The sequence below is a fragment of the Streptomyces solicavernae genome, assembly GCF_029968095.1.
Lineage (GTDB): Bacteria > Actinomycetota > Actinomycetes > Streptomycetales > Streptomycetaceae > Streptomyces > Streptomyces solicavernae.
In genome coordinates this window covers 309,116-325,913 of record NZ_JASCIR010000003.1, presented here as the reverse complement: position 1 = coordinate 325,913, position 16,798 = coordinate 309,116, and the positions used below count along the sequence as shown (strand labels likewise).

Annotated in this window: 14 protein-coding genes; all 14 read left to right on the top strand. The window is 68.7% G+C overall.

Annotated elements, in window-relative coordinates:
- Positions 1-480: 480 nt before the first annotated feature.
- The 14 genes from QIS99_RS06400 (at position 481) to nuoN (ending at position 16,686) form a co-directional block, all read left to right on the top strand.
- Positions 481-840, top strand: coding sequence for an NADH-quinone oxidoreductase subunit A (locus QIS99_RS06400; RefSeq protein WP_003974383.1), 360 nt, complete (start codon positions 481-483; stop codon positions 838-840).
- Between the two features lie 18 nt (positions 841-858).
- Positions 859-1,413: a NuoB/complex I 20 kDa subunit family protein gene (locus tag QIS99_RS06395; RefSeq protein WP_016640165.1), complete on the top strand. Its 555-nt coding sequence runs from the start codon at positions 859-861 to the stop codon at positions 1,411-1,413.
- Between the two features lie 113 nt (positions 1,414-1,526).
- The gene (locus QIS99_RS06390) at positions 1,527-2,243 is read left to right on the top strand and encodes an NADH-quinone oxidoreductase subunit C (RefSeq protein ID WP_282511433.1); all 717 of its coding nucleotides are present in this window, start codon (positions 1,527-1,529) and stop codon (positions 2,241-2,243) included.
- A complete protein-coding gene (locus tag QIS99_RS06385) occupies positions 2,243-3,577 on the top strand; it encodes an NADH-quinone oxidoreductase subunit D (protein ID WP_282511291.1) in 1,335 nt (444 codons plus the stop codon). The genes QIS99_RS06390 and QIS99_RS06385 overlap by 1 nt, the downstream gene beginning before the upstream one ends.
- A 17-nt stretch (positions 3,578-3,594) precedes the next feature.
- The gene (gene nuoE / locus QIS99_RS06380; RefSeq protein WP_282511431.1) at positions 3,595-4,401 is read left to right on the top strand and encodes an NADH-quinone oxidoreductase subunit NuoE; all 807 of its coding nucleotides are present in this window, start codon (positions 3,595-3,597) and stop codon (positions 4,399-4,401) included.
- Positions 4,401-5,774: an NADH-quinone oxidoreductase subunit NuoF gene (gene nuoF, locus QIS99_RS06375; RefSeq protein ID WP_282511289.1), complete on the top strand. Its 1,374-nt coding sequence runs from the start codon at positions 4,401-4,403 to the stop codon at positions 5,772-5,774. Before nuoE ends, nuoF begins: the two co-directional genes overlap by 1 nt.
- The gene (locus QIS99_RS06370; RefSeq protein ID WP_282511287.1) at positions 5,771-8,299 is read left to right on the top strand and encodes an NADH-quinone oxidoreductase subunit G; all 2,529 of its coding nucleotides are present in this window, start codon (positions 5,771-5,773) and stop codon (positions 8,297-8,299) included. Before nuoF ends, QIS99_RS06370 begins: the two co-directional genes overlap by 4 nt.
- Positions 8,296-9,684 carry an NADH-quinone oxidoreductase subunit NuoH gene (gene nuoH, locus QIS99_RS06365; RefSeq protein WP_282511285.1) on the top strand — a complete coding sequence of 463 codons (1,389 nt, stop codon included), beginning with the start codon at positions 8,296-8,298 and terminating at the stop codon, positions 9,682-9,684. The genes QIS99_RS06370 and nuoH overlap by 4 nt, the downstream gene beginning before the upstream one ends.
- A gap of 1 nt (position 9,685) precedes the next feature.
- The gene (nuoI, locus tag QIS99_RS06360; protein ID WP_282511430.1) at positions 9,686-10,378 is read left to right on the top strand and encodes an NADH-quinone oxidoreductase subunit NuoI; all 693 of its coding nucleotides are present in this window, start codon (positions 9,686-9,688) and stop codon (positions 10,376-10,378) included.
- Complete coding sequence (locus tag QIS99_RS06355) at positions 10,375-11,229, top strand: NADH-quinone oxidoreductase subunit J (RefSeq protein WP_282511283.1); 855 nt, start codon at positions 10,375-10,377, stop codon at positions 11,227-11,229. Before nuoI ends, QIS99_RS06355 begins: the two co-directional genes overlap by 4 nt.
- The gene (gene nuoK / locus QIS99_RS06350; protein WP_282511281.1) at positions 11,226-11,525 is read left to right on the top strand and encodes an NADH-quinone oxidoreductase subunit NuoK; all 300 of its coding nucleotides are present in this window, start codon (positions 11,226-11,228) and stop codon (positions 11,523-11,525) included. Before QIS99_RS06355 ends, nuoK begins: the two co-directional genes overlap by 4 nt.
- A gap of 15 nt (positions 11,526-11,540) precedes the next feature.
- Positions 11,541-13,439, top strand: coding sequence for an NADH-quinone oxidoreductase subunit L (gene nuoL / locus QIS99_RS06345; protein WP_282511279.1), 1,899 nt, complete (start codon positions 11,541-11,543; stop codon positions 13,437-13,439).
- A gap of 5 nt (positions 13,440-13,444) precedes the next feature.
- Positions 13,445-15,043 carry an NADH-quinone oxidoreductase subunit M gene (locus QIS99_RS06340; RefSeq protein WP_282511277.1) on the top strand — a complete coding sequence of 533 codons (1,599 nt, stop codon included), beginning with the start codon at positions 13,445-13,447 and terminating at the stop codon, positions 15,041-15,043.
- Complete coding sequence (nuoN, locus tag QIS99_RS06335) at positions 15,040-16,686, top strand: NADH-quinone oxidoreductase subunit NuoN (protein WP_282511275.1); 1,647 nt, start codon at positions 15,040-15,042, stop codon at positions 16,684-16,686. The genes QIS99_RS06340 and nuoN overlap by 4 nt, the downstream gene beginning before the upstream one ends.
- Positions 16,687-16,798 lie beyond the last annotated feature (112 nt).

Below are 16,798 nucleotides of genomic sequence, written 5' to 3'. Positions count from 1 at the left end.
GCGCGCCTCACAAGTACGCGTACGACTTCACGTCCGTCGCGGCTCCCATCCCCTCCCGGAGGTCCGCTCGCTCGGCCCGGGCTTCGCCCTCCGGCCGTTGGTCGGTGTAGCGCGCATCGAGAGACAGGGCGCGTTATCAGCTGCTTCCGTCCAGCACCAATTTGCTTGCAATGGTCATGGCTTGATAATGCCGCACCCCTCTTGACCAGGCATGACGCGTACAGATGTCACCTATGGTGATCAGTTCGGTGCTTCGCGTATGTAGATCACCGCTCATCCGACTTCATGATCCTTCGTCAGGTGGTGGAGATCACAAAGGCGTTGACGCACCCCGTGTCGCAGATCACAGACCGCCGGGCATAGGATGCGAGGCAGTTGGGCTTGTGAACTGCCTCACATAAGCGCGATCTTCGTGGGGCTCGCAGGTCCGGCGGTCCGTCCGCCGAAGCAGTCAATGTCGACTGAGAGGAGCGAGGAGCGGTGAACGCGTATGCGCCCATCCTCGTATTGGGAGCCCTAGGCGCCGGCTTTGCGATCTTCTCCGTGGTCATGGCCACGCTCATCGGTCCAAAGCGGTACAACCGAGCCAAGCTCGAAGCCTACGAATGCGGCATCGAGCCGACGCCGACGCCGGCCGGCGGAGGGCGTTTCCCGATCAAGTACTACCTGACGGCGATGCTCTTCATCATTTTCGATATCGAGATCGTCTTCCTCTACCCCTGGGCCGTCACCTTCGACGCCCTGGGGATTTTCGGGCTCGTGGAGATGCTGCTCTTCGTGCTCACCGTCTTCGTGGCCTACGCGTACGTATGGCGGCGCGGCGGCCTGGAATGGGACTGAGGGGCTGAGGGGGCACCTATGGGACTCGAAGAGAAGCTGCCGAGCGGCTTTCTGCTGACCACCGTCGAACAGGCCGCGGGCTGGGTGCGCAAGTCGTCCGTCTTCCCCGCGACCTTCGGCCTCGCCTGTTGCGCGATCGAGATGATGACCACCGGGGCGGGGCGGTACGACCTCGCGCGCTTCGGCATGGAGGTCTTCCGCGGATCGCCGCGCCAGGCCGACCTGATGATCGTGGCCGGCCGCGTCAGCCAGAAGATGGCGCCCGTCCTGCGACAGGTCTACGACCAGATGCCGAATCCCAAGTGGGTCATCTCCATGGGGGTTTGTGCGTCGTCGGGCGGAATGTTCAACAACTACGCAATTGTCCAGGGCGTCGACCACGTCGTCCCCGTGGACATCTACCTGCCCGGGTGCCCGCCCCGGCCGGAGATGCTGATGGACGCGATCCTCAAGCTCCACCAGAAGATCCAGACCTCCAAGCTCGGCGTGAACGCCGAGGAGGCGGCCCGCGAGGCGGAGGAAGCGGCGCTCAAGGCGCTCCCCACCATCGAGATGAAGGGGCTGCTGCGGTGAGCGAGAGCAACAACAACGGCGCGAGCAACAACGGCGCAAGCAACAACGGCGCGAGCAACAACAACGGCGCAAGCAACAACAACGGCAACAAGGCCGCAGGCGGCGACAACGGCGTGAACCCCGAGAAGGACCTCGGTTCGCAGAACCTGCCGGGCCAGCGCGGCGACCACGGCGAGGAGATCCGCGTCCAGCGGGGCATGTTCGGCGCCAACAACGGCGGCGACACTTCCGGTTACGGCGGCCTGGTCCGCTCCGTACGCCTGCCCGGCGCCTCGTCCCGGCCGTACGGCGGCTGGTTCGACGAGGTCGCGGACGAGCTGGAGGGCGCTCTGGAGGAGCAGGACCTGCTCCCTGCGAGCGCCATCGAGAAGACCGTCGTCGACCGGGACGAACTCACCTTCCACATCGCCCGCGAACACCTCGTCCGCGTCGCGCGGACCCTGCGCGACGACCCGGCGCTCCGCTTCGAGCTGTGCACCGGCGTCTCCGGCGTGCACTACCCGGAGGACAAGGGCCGCGAGCTGCACGCCGTCTACCACCTGCGCTCGCTCACCCACGGCCGCGTGATCCGCCTGGAGGTCAGCGCCCCGGACGACGACCGGCACGTGCCGTCCCTCGTCCCGGTCTACCCGACCAACGACTGGCACGAGCGCGAGACCTACGACTTCTTCGGCCTGGTCTTCGACGGGCACCCGGCCCTCACCCGGATCATGATGCCGGACGACTGGCAGGGCTTCCCGCAGCGCAAGGACTACCCGCTCGGCGGCATTCCCGTCGAGTACAAGGGCGCCCAGATCCCGGCTCCCGACCAGCGGAGGTCGTACAGCTGATGTCAGCATCCAACGCAACGTCCCACGCGTCCGGTCGGGAGACGACCGAGGGCACCGTCTACACCGTCACCGGCGGCGACTGGGACGAGGTCGTCGAGCAGGCGGCGAAGTCCGACGACGAGCGCATCATCGTCAACATGGGCCCGCAGCACCCGTCCACGCACGGAGTGCTCCGCCTCATCCTGGAGATCGACGGCGAGACGGTCACCGAGGCCCGCTGCGGCATCGGCTATCTGCACACCGGCATCGAGAAGAACCTCGAATACCGGACCTGGACGCAGGGCACCACCTTCGTCACGCGCATGGATTACCTGACGCCGTTCTACAACGAGACGGCGTACTGCCTGGCCGTGGAGAAGCTGCTCGGCATCGAGAACGAGATCCCGGACCGCGCGACGGTCATCCGCGTGCTCCTGATGGAGCTGAACCGGTTGTCCTCGCACCTCGTCGCCATCGCCACCGGCGGCATGGAGCTCGGCGCGACGACGATCATGATCTACGGCTTCCGGGACCGCGAACTGGTCCTGGACATCTTCGAGTTGATCACCGGCCTGCGGATGAACCACGCGTACATCCGCCCCGGCGGGCTCGCCCAGGACCTGCCGCCCGGTGCGGTGGACCAGATCCGCGAGTTCGTCAAGAAGATGCAGAAGAACCTGACCGAGTACGACAAGCTCGCCACCGGGAACCCCATCTTCAAGGGCCGCATGCAGGACGTCGGCTATCTCGACCTCGCCGGCTGCATGGCCCTCGGCGCCACCGGACCGATCCTGCGCTCCACGGGCCTGCCGCACGACCTGCGCAAGACCGACCCGTACTGCGGGTACGAGACGTACGACTTCGACGTGCCCACCGCCGACACCTGCGACTCCTACGGCCGCTTCCTCATCCGCCTGGAGGAGATGCGCCAGTCGCTGCGGATCGTCGAGCAGTGCCTGGACCGCCTGGAGCCTGGGCCGGTCATGGTCGGCGACAAGAAGATCGCCTGGCCCGCCCAACTGGCCCTCGGGCCGGACGGCTTGGGCAACTCGCTCGACCACATCAAGAAGATCATGGGGACCTCGATGGAGGCCCTGATCCACCACTTCAAGCTGGTGACGGAGGGCTTCCGGGTCCCGCCGGGCCAGGCGTACGCCGCGGTGGAGTCGCCCAAGGGCGAGCTCGGCGTGCATGTCGTCTCGGACGGCGGCACCCGCCCCTACCGGGTGCACTTCCGTGACCCGTCGTTCACCAACCTGCAGGCCATGGCGGCCATGTGCGAAGGCGGCCAGGTCGCCGACGTGATCGTCGCCGTCGCATCCATCGATCCCGTGATGGGAGGCGTCGACCGGTGACCGATGTATCGCTCGGGATGCCCCAACTCCCCGCCCCCGACTACCCGGCCGACGTACGCGCCCGGCTCGAAGCGGACGCGCGCGAGGTGATCGCCCGCTACCCGGACTCCCGCTCGGCGCTGCTTCCGCTGCTGCACCTCGTGCAGTCCGAGGAAGGGCACGTCACCCGCACCGGAATGCAGTTCTGCGCGGACGTCCTCGGCCTCACCACCGCCGAGGTCACCGCGGTCGCCACCTTCTACACGATGTACCGGCGCAAGCCGAGCGGTGACTACCAGGTGGGCGTCTGCACCAACACGTTGTGCGCCGTCATGGGCGGCGACGCCATCTTCGACGAGCTGAAGCAGCACCTCGGCGTCGGCAACAGCGAGACGACCGACGACGGCAAGGTCACCCTCGAACACATCGAGTGCAACGCCGCCTGCGACTTCGCTCCCGTGGTGATGGTCAACTGGGAGTTCTTCGACAACCAGACCCCGGATTCGGCCAAGCAGCTCGTGGACGACCTGCGCGCGGGCCGCCCCGTCGAGCCCACGCGCGGCGCCCCGGTCTGCACCTTCAAGGAGACCGCCCGCATCCTCGCCGGGTTCCCGGACGAGCGCGAGGGCGCCGTCGAAGCAGGCGGAGCCGCAGGGCCCGCCTCGCTGATCGGCCTCCGCCTGGCCAAGGGCGAGGCCCCTCCCGCGCGCGTGGTCCACCCCCGCGGCGAGGCCCCGCAGGGCGAGTCACCCGCCGAACACCCCAGCTCGCACGACGCACCGCAGCAGACGTCGGCATCGGACCCGGACCACCCGGCCGGTCCCACCGCCGAGGAGGGGGAGTGATGACCGTGTCCACCGCCTACGGGGGCTCCCGGCCGGACACCGGAGGAGAGCACGGGCCCGAGAAGCTGCTCGCCCCCGTCCTCTCGGCGTTCTGGGACGAGGACCGCCCCTGGTCCCTGGACACCTACCGCAGGCACGAGGGGTACGAGGGCCTGCGCAAGGCGCTCGCGATGTCCCCGGACGACCTCATCGCGTACGTGAAGGACTCCGGTCTGCGCGGCCGCGGCGGCGCCGGATTCCCCACCGGGATGAAGTGGCAGTTCATCCCGCAGGGGGACGGAAAGCCGCACTATCTAGTTGTCAACGCCGACGAATCGGAGCCGGGCACCTGCAAGGACATCCCGCTCCTCTACGCGAACCCGCACAGCCTCATTGAGGGCATTGTGATCGCCTGCTACGCGATCCGGTCGAACCACGCGTTCATCTACCTGCGGGGTGAAGTCGTCCCCGTGCTGCGCCGCTTGCACGAGGCCGTACGAGAGGCGTACGAGGCGGGTTATCTGGGGGATGACGTCCTGGGCTCAGGACTCGATCTGGAACTCACCGTGCATGCCGGCGCCGGGGCGTACATCTGTGGTGAGGAAACCGCGCTGCTCGACTCTCTCGAAGGACGGCGTGGCCAGCCCCGGCTGCGACCCCCCTTCCCTGCTGTCGCCGGTCTGTACGCCTGCCCCACTGTCGTGAACAACGTCGAGTCCATCGCGTCGGTTCCCGCGATCCTGAATCGGGGCAAAGACTGGTTCAGGTCGATGGGCAGCGAGAAGTCCCCGGGCTTCACGCTCTACTCGCTGAGCGGCCACGTCGCCTCCCCCGGCCAGTACGAGGCCCCGCTCGGCATCACGCTGCGCCAGCTCCTCGACATGAGCGGCGGCATGCGCCCCGGCCACCGCCTCAAGTTCTGGACGCCGGGCGGCAGTTCGACCCCGATGTTCACCGACGAGCACCTGGACGTCCCGCTCGACTACGAGGGCGTCGGCGCCGCCGGATCGATGCTCGGCACCAAGGCCCTGCAGTGCTTCGACGAGACCACCTGCGTCGTACGGGCGGTCACGCGCTGGACCGAGTTCTACGCGCACGAGTCCTGCGGCAAGTGCACGCCCTGCCGCGAAGGCACGTACTGGCTGGTCCAGTTGCTCCGCGACATCGAGGACGGCAAGGGCACCATGTCCGACCTCGACAAGCTGAACGACATCGCCGACAACATCAACGGCAAGTCCTTCTGCGCCCTCGGCGACGGCGCCGCCTCGCCGATCTTCTCCTCCCTCAAGTACTTCCGCGAGGAGTACGAGGAGCACATCACCGGCAGGGGCTGCCCCTTCGACCCGGCCAAGTCGACCCTCTGGGCCGACAAGCACACGGAGGTGAACGCATGACGGTCACGACAAATGCTCCCTCCGGGGGCGGCGAGGCGGCTCCTGGGCCCGAGGACCTGGTCTCCCTGACCATCGACGGCATCGACATCAGCGTCCCCAAGGGCACGCTCGTCATCCGCGCCGCCGAACAGCTCGGCATCGAGATCCCGCGCTTCTGCGACCATCCGCTGCTCGACCCGGCCGGCGCCTGCCGCCAATGCATCGTCGAGGTCGAGGGCCAGCGCAAGCCGATGGCGTCCTGCACCATCACCTGCACCGACGGCATGGTCGTCAAGACCCAGCTGACGTCGGCGGTCGCGGAGAAGGCGCAGAAGGGCGTGATGGAGCTTCTGCTCATCAACCACCCCCTGGACTGCCCGGTCTGCGACAAGGGCGGCGAGTGCCCGCTGCAGAACCAGGCCGTCTCGCACGGCCAGGAGGACTCCCGCTTCGAGGGCAAGAAGCGCACGTACGAGAAGCCCGTCGCGCTCTCCACGCAGGTGCTCCTCGACCGTGAGCGGTGTGTGCTGTGCGCGCGCTGCACCCGGTTCTCCAACCAGATCGCGGGCGACCCGATGATCGAGCTGATCGAGCGGGGCGCGCTGCAGCAGGTCGGCACCGGTGAGGGCGACCCCTTCGAGTCGTACTTCTCCGGGAACACCATCCAGATCTGCCCGGTGGGCGCGCTCACTTCGGCCGCCTACAGGTTCCGCTCGCGGCCCTTCGACCTCGTCTCCTCGCCGTCGGTCTGCGAGCACTGCTCCGGCGGCTGTGCCACCCGTACCGACCACCGGCGCGGCAAGGTCATGCGGCGGCTCGCGGCGAACGACCCGGAGGTCAACGAGGAGTGGATGTGCGACAAGGGCCGCTTCGGCTTCCGCTACGCCCAGCAGCGTGACCGGCTCGCCACCCCGCTCGTCCGCAACGAGGACGGTGTGCTCGAACCGGCCAGCTGGCCCGAGGCGTTGGAGGCGGCGGCCGCGGGACTCAGGGCGGCACGCGCGCGTGCGGGTGTGCTCGCGGGCGGACGCCTGACCGTCGAGGACGCGTACGCGTACAGCAAGTTCGCGCGCGTGGCGCTCGGCGGCAACGACATCGACTTCCGCGCGCGCGTGCACTCCGCCGAGGAGGCCGACTTCCTGGCCGCCCGGGTCGCCGGGCGCGGCCGGGATCTCGGGGGCACCTCCCGGACGGAGTCCGGGGGAGGCGAGGGTGTCACGTACACCGCCCTTGAGAAGGCGCCCGCGGTGCTGCTCGCCGGGATCGAGGCCGAGGAGGAGGCGCCCGGCGTCTTCCTGCGCCTGCGCAAGGCCTGGCGGGGGCACGGCCAGCGGACCTTCGCGCTCGCCCCGTACGCCACCCGCGGCCTGGAGAAGGCGGGCGGCACGCTGCTGCCCGCCGCGCCCGGCACCGAGACCGAGTGGCTGGACGCGCTCGCCTCCGGAGTCGGGCTCGGCGAGGACGGTGCGAGGGTCGCCGAGGCGCTGCGCGCCGAGGGCGCGGTGATCGTCGTCGGCGAGCGGCTGGCGGCCGTGGCCGGTGGCCTCACCGCCGCCGTACGCGTGGCGACCGCGACCGGGGCCCAGCTGGTGTGGATCCCGCGCCGGGCCGGTGAGCGCGGCGCCCTGGAGGCGGGTGCGCTGCCGGCGCTGCTGCCCGGCGGGCGGCCCGCGACCGATCCACGCGCGCGTGACGAGGTCGCCGCCGTGTGGGGCGTGGCCGAACTTCCGCACCGCTACGGCCGCGACACCGGGCAGATCGTGGAGGCCGCCGCCACCGGCGAGCTGGGCGCCCTGGTCGTCGCCGGTGTCGAGGTCCGGGACCTGCCGGACCCGGCACGCGCGCGTGCCGCACTCGACGCGGCCTTTGTGGTCTGTCTGGAGCTGCGGCCCGGCGAGGTCACCGAGCGGGCGGACGTCGTCCTTCCGGTCGCCGCCGTCGCGGAGAAGTCCGGCACGTTCCTCAACTGGGAGGGCCGGTCCCGGATGTTCGAGGCCGCCCTGAAGCCGGACCAGATGACCCGGCAGCTGCCGCCCACAGACGCGCGCGTGCTGCACATGCTGGCCGACGCGATGGACGTCCACTTGGGCCTGCCGGACCAGCGCACCATCCGCCGCGAGCTGGACCGGCTCGGCGCCTGGGACGGCCCGCGCGCCGGCGAACCCCAGGAGAGTGCAGGGCAGTTGCCGCGCCCCGGCGCCGGGGAGGCCGTGCTCGCCGGGCACCGGCTGCTGCTCGACCGGGGTCGCCTGCAGGAGGGCGACGAGGCGCTGGCCGGGACCCGGCACGCGGCCGTGGCCCGGCTCTCCGCGGCCACCGCCGCCGAGGCGGGCGTCAAGGACGGCGACGTCCTCGCGGTCACCGGCCCAGACGGCGGCGTCGAACTGCCGCTGCAGGTCACGGAGATGCCCGACCGCGTGGTGTGGCTCCCGCTCAACTCGACGGGCGGCGGCGTCACTTCGGACACAGGGGCGCGCCCCGGTGAACTCGTCCGCATCGGCCCGGCCGTGGCCGCCGCCTCGGACGCCAAGGAGGTGCGGTCATGAGTCAGGCACTGATGGAAGCGGCCGCCATGAGCACGCTCGCCGCGGAAGACCTGTCCATGTTCGGGCGCGACCCCTGGTGGCTCGTCGCGATCAAGGCGGTGTTCTGCTTCGCGTTCCTCATGGTGACGGTTTTGTTCTCCATCGTCTGGGAGCGCAAAGTCGTCGCCTGGATGCAGCTGCGCATCGGCCCCAACCGGCACGGCCCCTGGGGCATGCTCCAGTCCCTCGCGGACGGCATCAAACTGATGCTCAAGGAGGACGTGGTCGTCAAGCGCGCCGACAAGGTGGTGTACGTCCTCGCGCCGATCGTCGCCGCCATCCCGGCCTTCATGGCGATCGCGGTGATCCCCTTCGGCCCGGCCGACAACCAGGTCTCGATCTTCGGCCAGCGCACCACGATGCAGCTCACGGACCTGCCGATCGCGATGCTCTACATCCTCGCGGTCGCCTCCGTCGGCATCTACGGCATCGTCCTCGCGGGCTGGTCCTCCGGGTCCACGTACCCGCTCCTCGGCGGCCTGCGCTCGTGCGCGCAGATGATCTCGTACGAGATCGCGATGGGCGCCGCGTTCGCCTCCGTCTTCCTCTACTCGGGGTCGATGTCGACCTCGGCGATCGTGGAGGCGCAGGGCGACCGGTGGTTCATCCTGCTGCTGCCGGTGTCGTTCCTGCTGTACGTGGTCACGATGGTCGGCGAGACCAACCGCGCCCCGTTCGACATGCCGGAGTCCGAGGGCGACCTCGTCGGCGGTTTCAACACCGAATACAGCTCCATCAAGTTCGCGCTTTTCATGCTCGCCGAGTACGTGAACATGGTGACGGTTTCTGCCGTCGCCACCACGCTGTTCCTCGGCGGCTGGCGCGCGCCCTGGCCGATCAGCACCTTCTGGGAGGGCGCCAACCAGGGCTGGTGGCCGATGCTCTGGTTCGTCCTCAAGGTGCAGCTGCTGCTGTTCTTCTTCATCTGGCTGCGCGGAACCCTGCCCCGTGTCCGCTACGACCAGCTGATGAAGCTCGGCTGGAAGGTGCTCATCCCGGTGTCGGTGGCCTGGCTGATGCTGGTCGCGACCGTACGCACGCTGCGGAACGAGAACGTCGCCTTCACGGGGATCGTGCTGTACGTCGGCGGCGGTGTCCTGGCTCTGCTGCTGATCTCCTTCGTCGTCGACATCTTCCGCGACAAGCGGGAGAGGGCCGAGGCGCAGGCCGCTCCCGTCGAGCGGGAGCCCGCGTTCGACCCGATGGCCGGCGGTTATCCCGTGCCGCCGCTTCCGGGACAGACCCTGCCGCCCGTGCCGCGTCGACGCTCGCGCCAGGAGCGGGAGTTGATTGTCAGTGGTGGCGGCGATACTGCCAGTGACGGAAAGGAGGCTGACGGTGTCTGAGATCTCCAGGAACGACCGTTCCGAGAAGTCGCCCGCGTCCGGCGCACCCGCCGGGTCGGGCGAGGGCAAGGACACGGCGCAGGGGTTCCACAACCCCGTGGCCGGCTTCGGCGTGACCTTCAAGGCCATGTTCAAGAAGCGGCTGACCGAGCAGTACCCGGAGCAGAAGAAGGTCACAGCCCCGCGCTTCCACGGCCGTCACCAGCTGAACAGGCACCCGGACGGCCTGGAGAAGTGCGTCGGCTGCGAGCTGTGCGCCTGGGCCTGTCCGGCGGACGCGATCTACGTCGAGGGCGCGGACAACACCGACGAGGAGCGCTACTCCCCGGGCGAGCGGTACGGGCGGGTGTACCAGATCAACTACGCCCGCTGCATCCTGTGCGGCCTGTGCATCGAGGCATGCCCCACGCGCGCGTTGACGATGACGAACGACTTCGAGCTGGCCGACTCCAGCCGCGAGAACCTGATCTACACCAAGGAGCAGCTGCTCGCCGGCCTGGAGGAGGGCATGGTCGACAGCCCGCACGCGATCTACCCGGGCATGGACGAGCAGGACTACTACCGCGGTCTGGTCACCGAGGCGGCGCCCGGCACCGAGCCCCAAGTCGCCCACTCCAAGGGCGAGGTGGTGCAGGAGGCGGAGTCGACCTTCGGCCCCGACGAGCCTGCGTCGAAGAAGGTGGTCGGCCGATGAGCACGCTCGCCGCCTACGCCACCTCCACCGGCGAGGCGTTCCAGTTCTGGGTCCTCGGCACCGTCGCGGTGATCGGCGCCCTGTGCACCGTCCTGATGAAGAAGGCCGTGCACAGCGCGCTCTGCCTGGCCGGCACCATGATCATTCTGGCGGTCTTCTACCTGGCCAACGGCGCCTACTTCCTGGGCATCGTGCAGGTCGTCGTCTACACCGGCGCGATCATGATGCTGTTCCTCTTCGTGGTCATGCTGGTCGGCGTGACGGCCGCGGACTCCCTGAAGGAGACCATCAAGGGCCAGCGCTGGCTGGCCGCGCTCTGTGGTCTGGGCTTCGCGGTGCTGCTCGTCGGCGGCATCGGGAACGCCTCCCTGAAGGAGTTCAACGGCCTGGCCCAGGCCAACGCCGGTGGGAACGTGGAGGGGTTGGCGGCCCTCATCTTCACCAAGTACGTCTTCGCCTTCGAGATCACCGGCGCGCTGCTCATCACGGCAGCGGTCGGCGCCATGGTGCTCACGCACCGCGAGCGCACCGAGCGCGCCAAGACGCAGCGCGAGCTGGCGGAGGAGCGGGTGCGCGAGGGCAAGCACCTCCCGCCGCTGCCCGCCCCGGGTGTGTACGCGCGGCACAACGCCGTGGACATCGCGGGCCTGCTGCCGGACGGCACCCCCTCGGAGCTCACGGTCAGCAAGACGCTGCGCGACCGCGGCCAGATCCGGGACGTGTCCAGCGAGGCCCTGAACGATCTGCAGGCCCTGGAGCAGCGCTCCGACGAGCGGCTCGGCAGGAGCGGCGGCGCCGCGTCGTCGACCGACGACGCGGCCTCGGGCGACAAGAAGGAGGCCGCGAAGTGAGTCCCGTCAACTACCTCTACCTAGCGGCCCTGTTGTTCGCGATCGGCTCCACGGGCGTGCTGATCAGGCGGAACGCCATCGTGGTGTTCATGTGCATCGAGCTGATGCTCAACGCCTGCAACCTCGCGCTCGTGACGTTCTCCCGGATGCACGGCAACCTCGACGGCCAGATCATCGCGTTCTTCACGATGGTCGTCGCCGCCGCCGAGGTCGTGGTCGGGCTCGCGATCATCGTGTCCCTGTTCCGTTCCCGCCACTCGGCCTCGGTCGACGACGCCAGCCTGATGAAGCTCTGAGGGGCAGGAGGAATCGTGGAGAACCTGATTGCGCTGCTCGTCGCGGCGCCACTGCTCGGAGCGGCCGTACTGCTCTGCGGCGGGCGGCGGTTGGACCGCGGCGGCCACTGGATCGGCACACTGCTCGCGGTCGTCTCGTTCGCCGTCGGTGTGCTGCTCTTCACCGACATGCTGGGCAAGGACGCGGAGCACCGCGCCCTGCACCAGTCGCTGTTCAGCTGGATCCCGGTCGAGGGCTTCCAGGCGGACGTCGCCTTCCAGCTGGACCAGCTGTCGATGACGTTCGTGCTCCTGATCACCGGCGTGGGCTCCCTGATCCACGTCTACTCGATCGGGTACATGGAGCACGACGAGCGCAGGCGCCGCTTCTTCGGCTATCTGAACCTGTTCCTCGCGGCGATGCTGCTCCTCGTCATCGCCGACAACTACCTGCTGCTTTACGTGGGTTGGGAGGGCGTCGGTCTGGCGTCGTACCTGCTCATCGGGTTCTGGCAGCACAAGCCCAGCGCGGCCACGGCGGCCAAGAAAGCCTTCCTGGTCAACCGCGTCGGTGACATGGGCCTGTCGATCGCGATCATGCTGATGTTCACGACGTTCGGCACGTTCGCCTTCGGCCCGGTCCTCGAATCGACCGCTGACACGAGCGAGGGGATGCTCACCGCGATCGGCCTGCTGCTGCTGCTCGCCGCGTGCGGAAAGTCGGCCCAGGTGCCGCTGCAGTCCTGGCTCGGTGACGCGATGGAGGGCCCGACTCCGGTCTCGGCCCTGATCCACGCGGCCACGATGGTCACGGCGGGCGTGTACCTCATCACCCGGTCGGGGGCGATCTTCAACGCCGCCCCGGACGCGCAGTTGGCGGTCGTGATCGTTGGCGCGGTCACGCTCCTGTTCGGTGCGATCGTCGGTTGCGCGAAGGACGACATCAAGAAGGCCCTCGCGGGTTCGACGATGTCGCAGATCGGCTACATGATCCTGGCGGCGGGCCTCGGCCCCATCGGGTACGCCTTCGCGATCATGCACCTGGTGACGCACGGCTTCTTCAAGGCCGGGCTCTTCCTCGGCGCCGGCTCGGTCATGCACGGCATGAACGACGAGGTCGACATGCGCAAGTACGGCGGCCTCCGCAAGTACATGCCGGTCACGTTCGTGACGTTCGGTCTCGGTTATCTCGCGATCATCGGCTTCCCGGGTCTGTCCGGCTTCTGGTCCAAGGACAAGATCATCGAGGCGGCGTTCGCGTACGACGACGGGATCCGCGGCTGGATCTTCGGCGGCGTCGCCCTCCTGGGAGCGGGCATCACGGCCTTCTACATGACGCGCGTGATGATCATGACGTTCTTCGGCGAGAAGCGCTGGCAGCCGGACGCCGACGGCAACGAACCGCATCCGCACGAGTCGCCCAAGTCGATGACGATCCCGATGATCGTCCTCGCCTTCGGCTCGGTCTTCGCGGGCGGGCTCTTCTCGCTCAACGAGTCGTTCGTGAAGTGGCTGGAGCCGGTCACGCAGTTCGAGCACCCGCACCCGGTGATCAGCGTCCCGGCGATCACGGCCTCCACGGTCGTGGTGCTGCTCCTGGGCGCCGCCCTGGCGTACGTGATGTACGGCCGCAAGCCGGTCCCGGTCACCGCACCGCGCGGCTCGCTGCTCACCCGGGCGGCCCGCCGTGACCTGCTGCAGGACGACTTCAACCATGTGGTCCTGGTCCGCGGCGGCGAGCACCTCACCCGCTCCCTTGTGTACGTCGACCACACCATGGTCGACGGCGTCGTCAACGGCACGGCGGCGGGCTTCGGCGGACTCTCCGGCCGGATGCGCAAGCTGCAGAACGGCTTCGCCCGTTCCTACGCGGTCTCGATGTTCGGCGGTACGGCGATCCTCATCGCCGCGACCCTGCTGATGAGGGCGGTCTGATCACGATGTCCTTTCCTCTGCTGACAGCGACGGCCGCGGTGCCGGCGATCGGTGCGATCGTCACCGCCGCCGTGCCCTCCGCGCGGCGCACCGCCGCCAAGTGGCTGGCGCTGCTCTTCTCGCTCGCCACGCTGCTCCTCGCGGGCGTGGTCGGCGCCCGCTTCGACCCGGGCGGCGACCGCTACCAACTCACCGAGTCGCACGCGTGGATCGCGGACTTCGGCGTGCGGTACGAACTTGGGGTCGACGGCATCGGTGTCGCCCTGATCGGCCTGACCGCGCTGCTGATCCCGTTCATCATCCTTGCGGGCTGGCATGACGCCGACCCGTACGAAACCGATTCCAAGAGGTGGCGCCCGACTCAGGGCTTCTTCGCCCTGATCCTGATGGTCGAGGCGATGGTGATCCTCTCCTTCGAGGCCACCGACGTCTTCCTCTTCTACGTCCTCTTCGAAGCCATGCTCATCCCGATGTACTTCCTCATCGGCGGCTTCGGAGACCGCGCAGCTGCTACTCAACCGGCCGCTGACGCGGCGGGGGGCAGCGACGAGAAGGCCGCCGCCCAACGCAGTTACGCGGCAGTGAAGTTCCTGCTCTACAACCTGGTCGGCGGCCTGATCATGCTGGCCGCGGTCATCGGCCTCTATGTGGTCGCCGGGAACTTCTCGCTCCAGGAGATCGCCGCCGCGCGTGCGAGCGGCGAGCTGGAGATGGCGACCAACACCGAGCGGCTGCTGTTCCTCGGCTTCTTCTTCGCCTTCGCGGTGAAGGCGCCGCTGTGGCCGCTGCACACCTGGCTGCCCAACGCCATGGGTGAGGCCACCGCCCCCGTCGCCGTGCTGATCACCGCGGTCGTCGACAAGGTCGGCACGTTCGCGATGCTCCGCTTCTGCCTCCAGCTGTTCCCGGAGGCCTCGAAGTGGGCGACGCCGGTGATCCTGGTGCTCGCGCTGATCTCGATCGTCTACGGTGCGCTGCTCGCCGTCGGCCAGCGCGACATCAAGCGTCTGGTGGCGTACGCGTCGATCTCGCACTTCGGCTTCATCATCATGGGCATCTTCGCGATGACCTCGCAGGGTCAGAGCGGCGCGACGCTCTACATGATCAACCACGGCATTTCCACCGCCGCGCTGATGCTGGTGGCCGGCTTCCTGATCTCGCGTCGCGGCTCGCGGCTCATCGCGGACTTCGGCGGGGTGCAGAAGGTCGCGCCGGTGCTCGCCGGGACATTCCTGATCGGCTCGCTGGCCACCCTCTCGCTGCCGGGACTCGCGCCCTTCGTGAGTGAATTCCTGGTCCTGGTCGGCACATTCACGCGCTATCCGGTGGTCGGCATCATCGCCACCTTCGGCATCGTGCTCGCCGCGCTCTACACCCTCGTCCTGTACCAGCGGACGATGACGGGCCCGGTCAAGCTCGAAGTCGCCAAGATGCCGGACCTGCGGGTGCGTGAACTCGTCGTAGTCGCCCCGCTGATCGCCTTGCTGATCTTCCTCGGTGTCTACCCGAAGCCGGTCACCGACCTGGTGAACCCGGCGGTCGGCCACACCCTGTCCGACGTACAGAAGAAGGACCCCAAGCCCGAGGTGGAGGCGGCCAAGTGAGCGCATCAGCCGTCCACAGCCTGTGGACAACGGCGGCGCCGATCCAGAAGATCGACGCCCCGACCATCGAGTACGCCCAGCTTCTGCCCACGCTGATCGTGATCGGCGCGGCCGTGGTGGGCATCGTCGTCGAAGCGTTCGTCGGCCGGAAAGTCCGCTATTACGCGCAGATGTTCGTGACCGTGGTCGCCCTGGTGGCCGCGTTCGCCGCCGTGATCGGGCTCGCGGCGGGCGGGCACGCCTCCACGGAGGCGCAGATCGCCGCCATGGGCGCGATCGCCGTCGACGGACCGGCCCTGTTCCTGCAGGGCACGATCCTGCTCACCGGGCTCGTCGCCGTCTTCACCTTCGCCGAGCGCCGCCTCGACCCCGAGGCGCACGGAAACCGCGTCGACTCCTTCACGGCACAGGCCGGGTCGGTGCCGGGCAGCGACGGTGAAAAGGCCGCCGTCAAGGCCGGGTTCACCACGACCGAAGTGTTCCCGCTCGCACTGTTCGCGATCGGCGGCATGCTGGTCTTCCCCGCGGCGAACGACCTCCTGACGCTGTTCATCGCCCTGGAGGTCTTCTCGCTGCCGCTCTACCTGCTGTGTGCGCTCGCCCGCCGCAAGCGCCTCATGTCGCAGGAGGCCGCGGTCAAGTACTTCCTGCTCGGTGCCTTCTCCTCGGCGTTCCTGCTCTTCGGCATCGCCCTCCTGTACGGCTACGCGGGCACCGTCTCGTACGCCGGGATCGCCGACGTGGTCGACGGCACCGTGCAGAGCATCGACCCGGCCCTCGCCGACACCATGGGGAACGACGCGCTGCTCCTCGTCGGCGGCGCCATGATCCTCATGGGCCTGCTCTTCAAGGTCGGCGCCGTGCCGTTCCACATGTGGACGCCCGACGTCTACCAGGGCGCTCCGACCCCGGTCACCGGCTTCATGGCGGCCGCCACCAAGGTCGCGGCGTTCGGCGCGCTGCTCCGGCTGCTCTACGTGGTGCTTCCGGGCCTGCGCTGGGACTGGCGGCCGGTGATGTGGGGCGTCGCGATCGTCACGATGCTGATCGGCGCGATCGTCGCGATCACGCAGACCGACATCAAGCGGCTCCTCGCGTACTCGTCGATCGCGCACTCCGGCTTCATCCTCGCCGGTGTCATCGCGGCGACGCCGGACGGTATCTCCTCGGTGCTGTTCTATCTGGGCGCGTACTCCTTCGTGACGATCGGCGCCTTCTCCGTGGTCACGCTGGTGCGGGACGCCGGCGGCGAGGCCACGCACCTGTCCAAGTGGGCCGGCCTCGGACGGCGTTCGCCGCTGGTCGCGGCGGTCTTCGCGGTGTTCCTGCTCGCCTTCGCGGGCATTCCGCTGACCTCCGGGTTCTCCGGCAAGTTCGCGGTGTTCAAGGCGGCGGCCGAGGGCGGGGCGGGCGCGCTCGTCGTGATCGGTGTGATCTCGTCGGCGATCGCGGCCTTCTTCTACATCCGTGTGATCGTCCTCATGTTCTTCAGCGAGCCGAAGCCCGAGGGGCCGACGGTCGCGGTGCCCTCGCCGCTGACGACGACGGCGATCGGGGTGGGCGTGGCGGTCACGCTGGTGCTCGGCGTGGCGCCGCAGTACTTCCTCGACCTGGCCGGTCAGGCGGGGGTCTTCGTCCGCTGAGCCGATGGCCGTCCGGGTGGCGAGGTGTCCGGGCGGGGCGGATGGTTTGCGGTGCCCGGTACCTCTTCGGAGGGACCGGGCACCAACTCTTCCTACCGGCACCCCCAGCCTG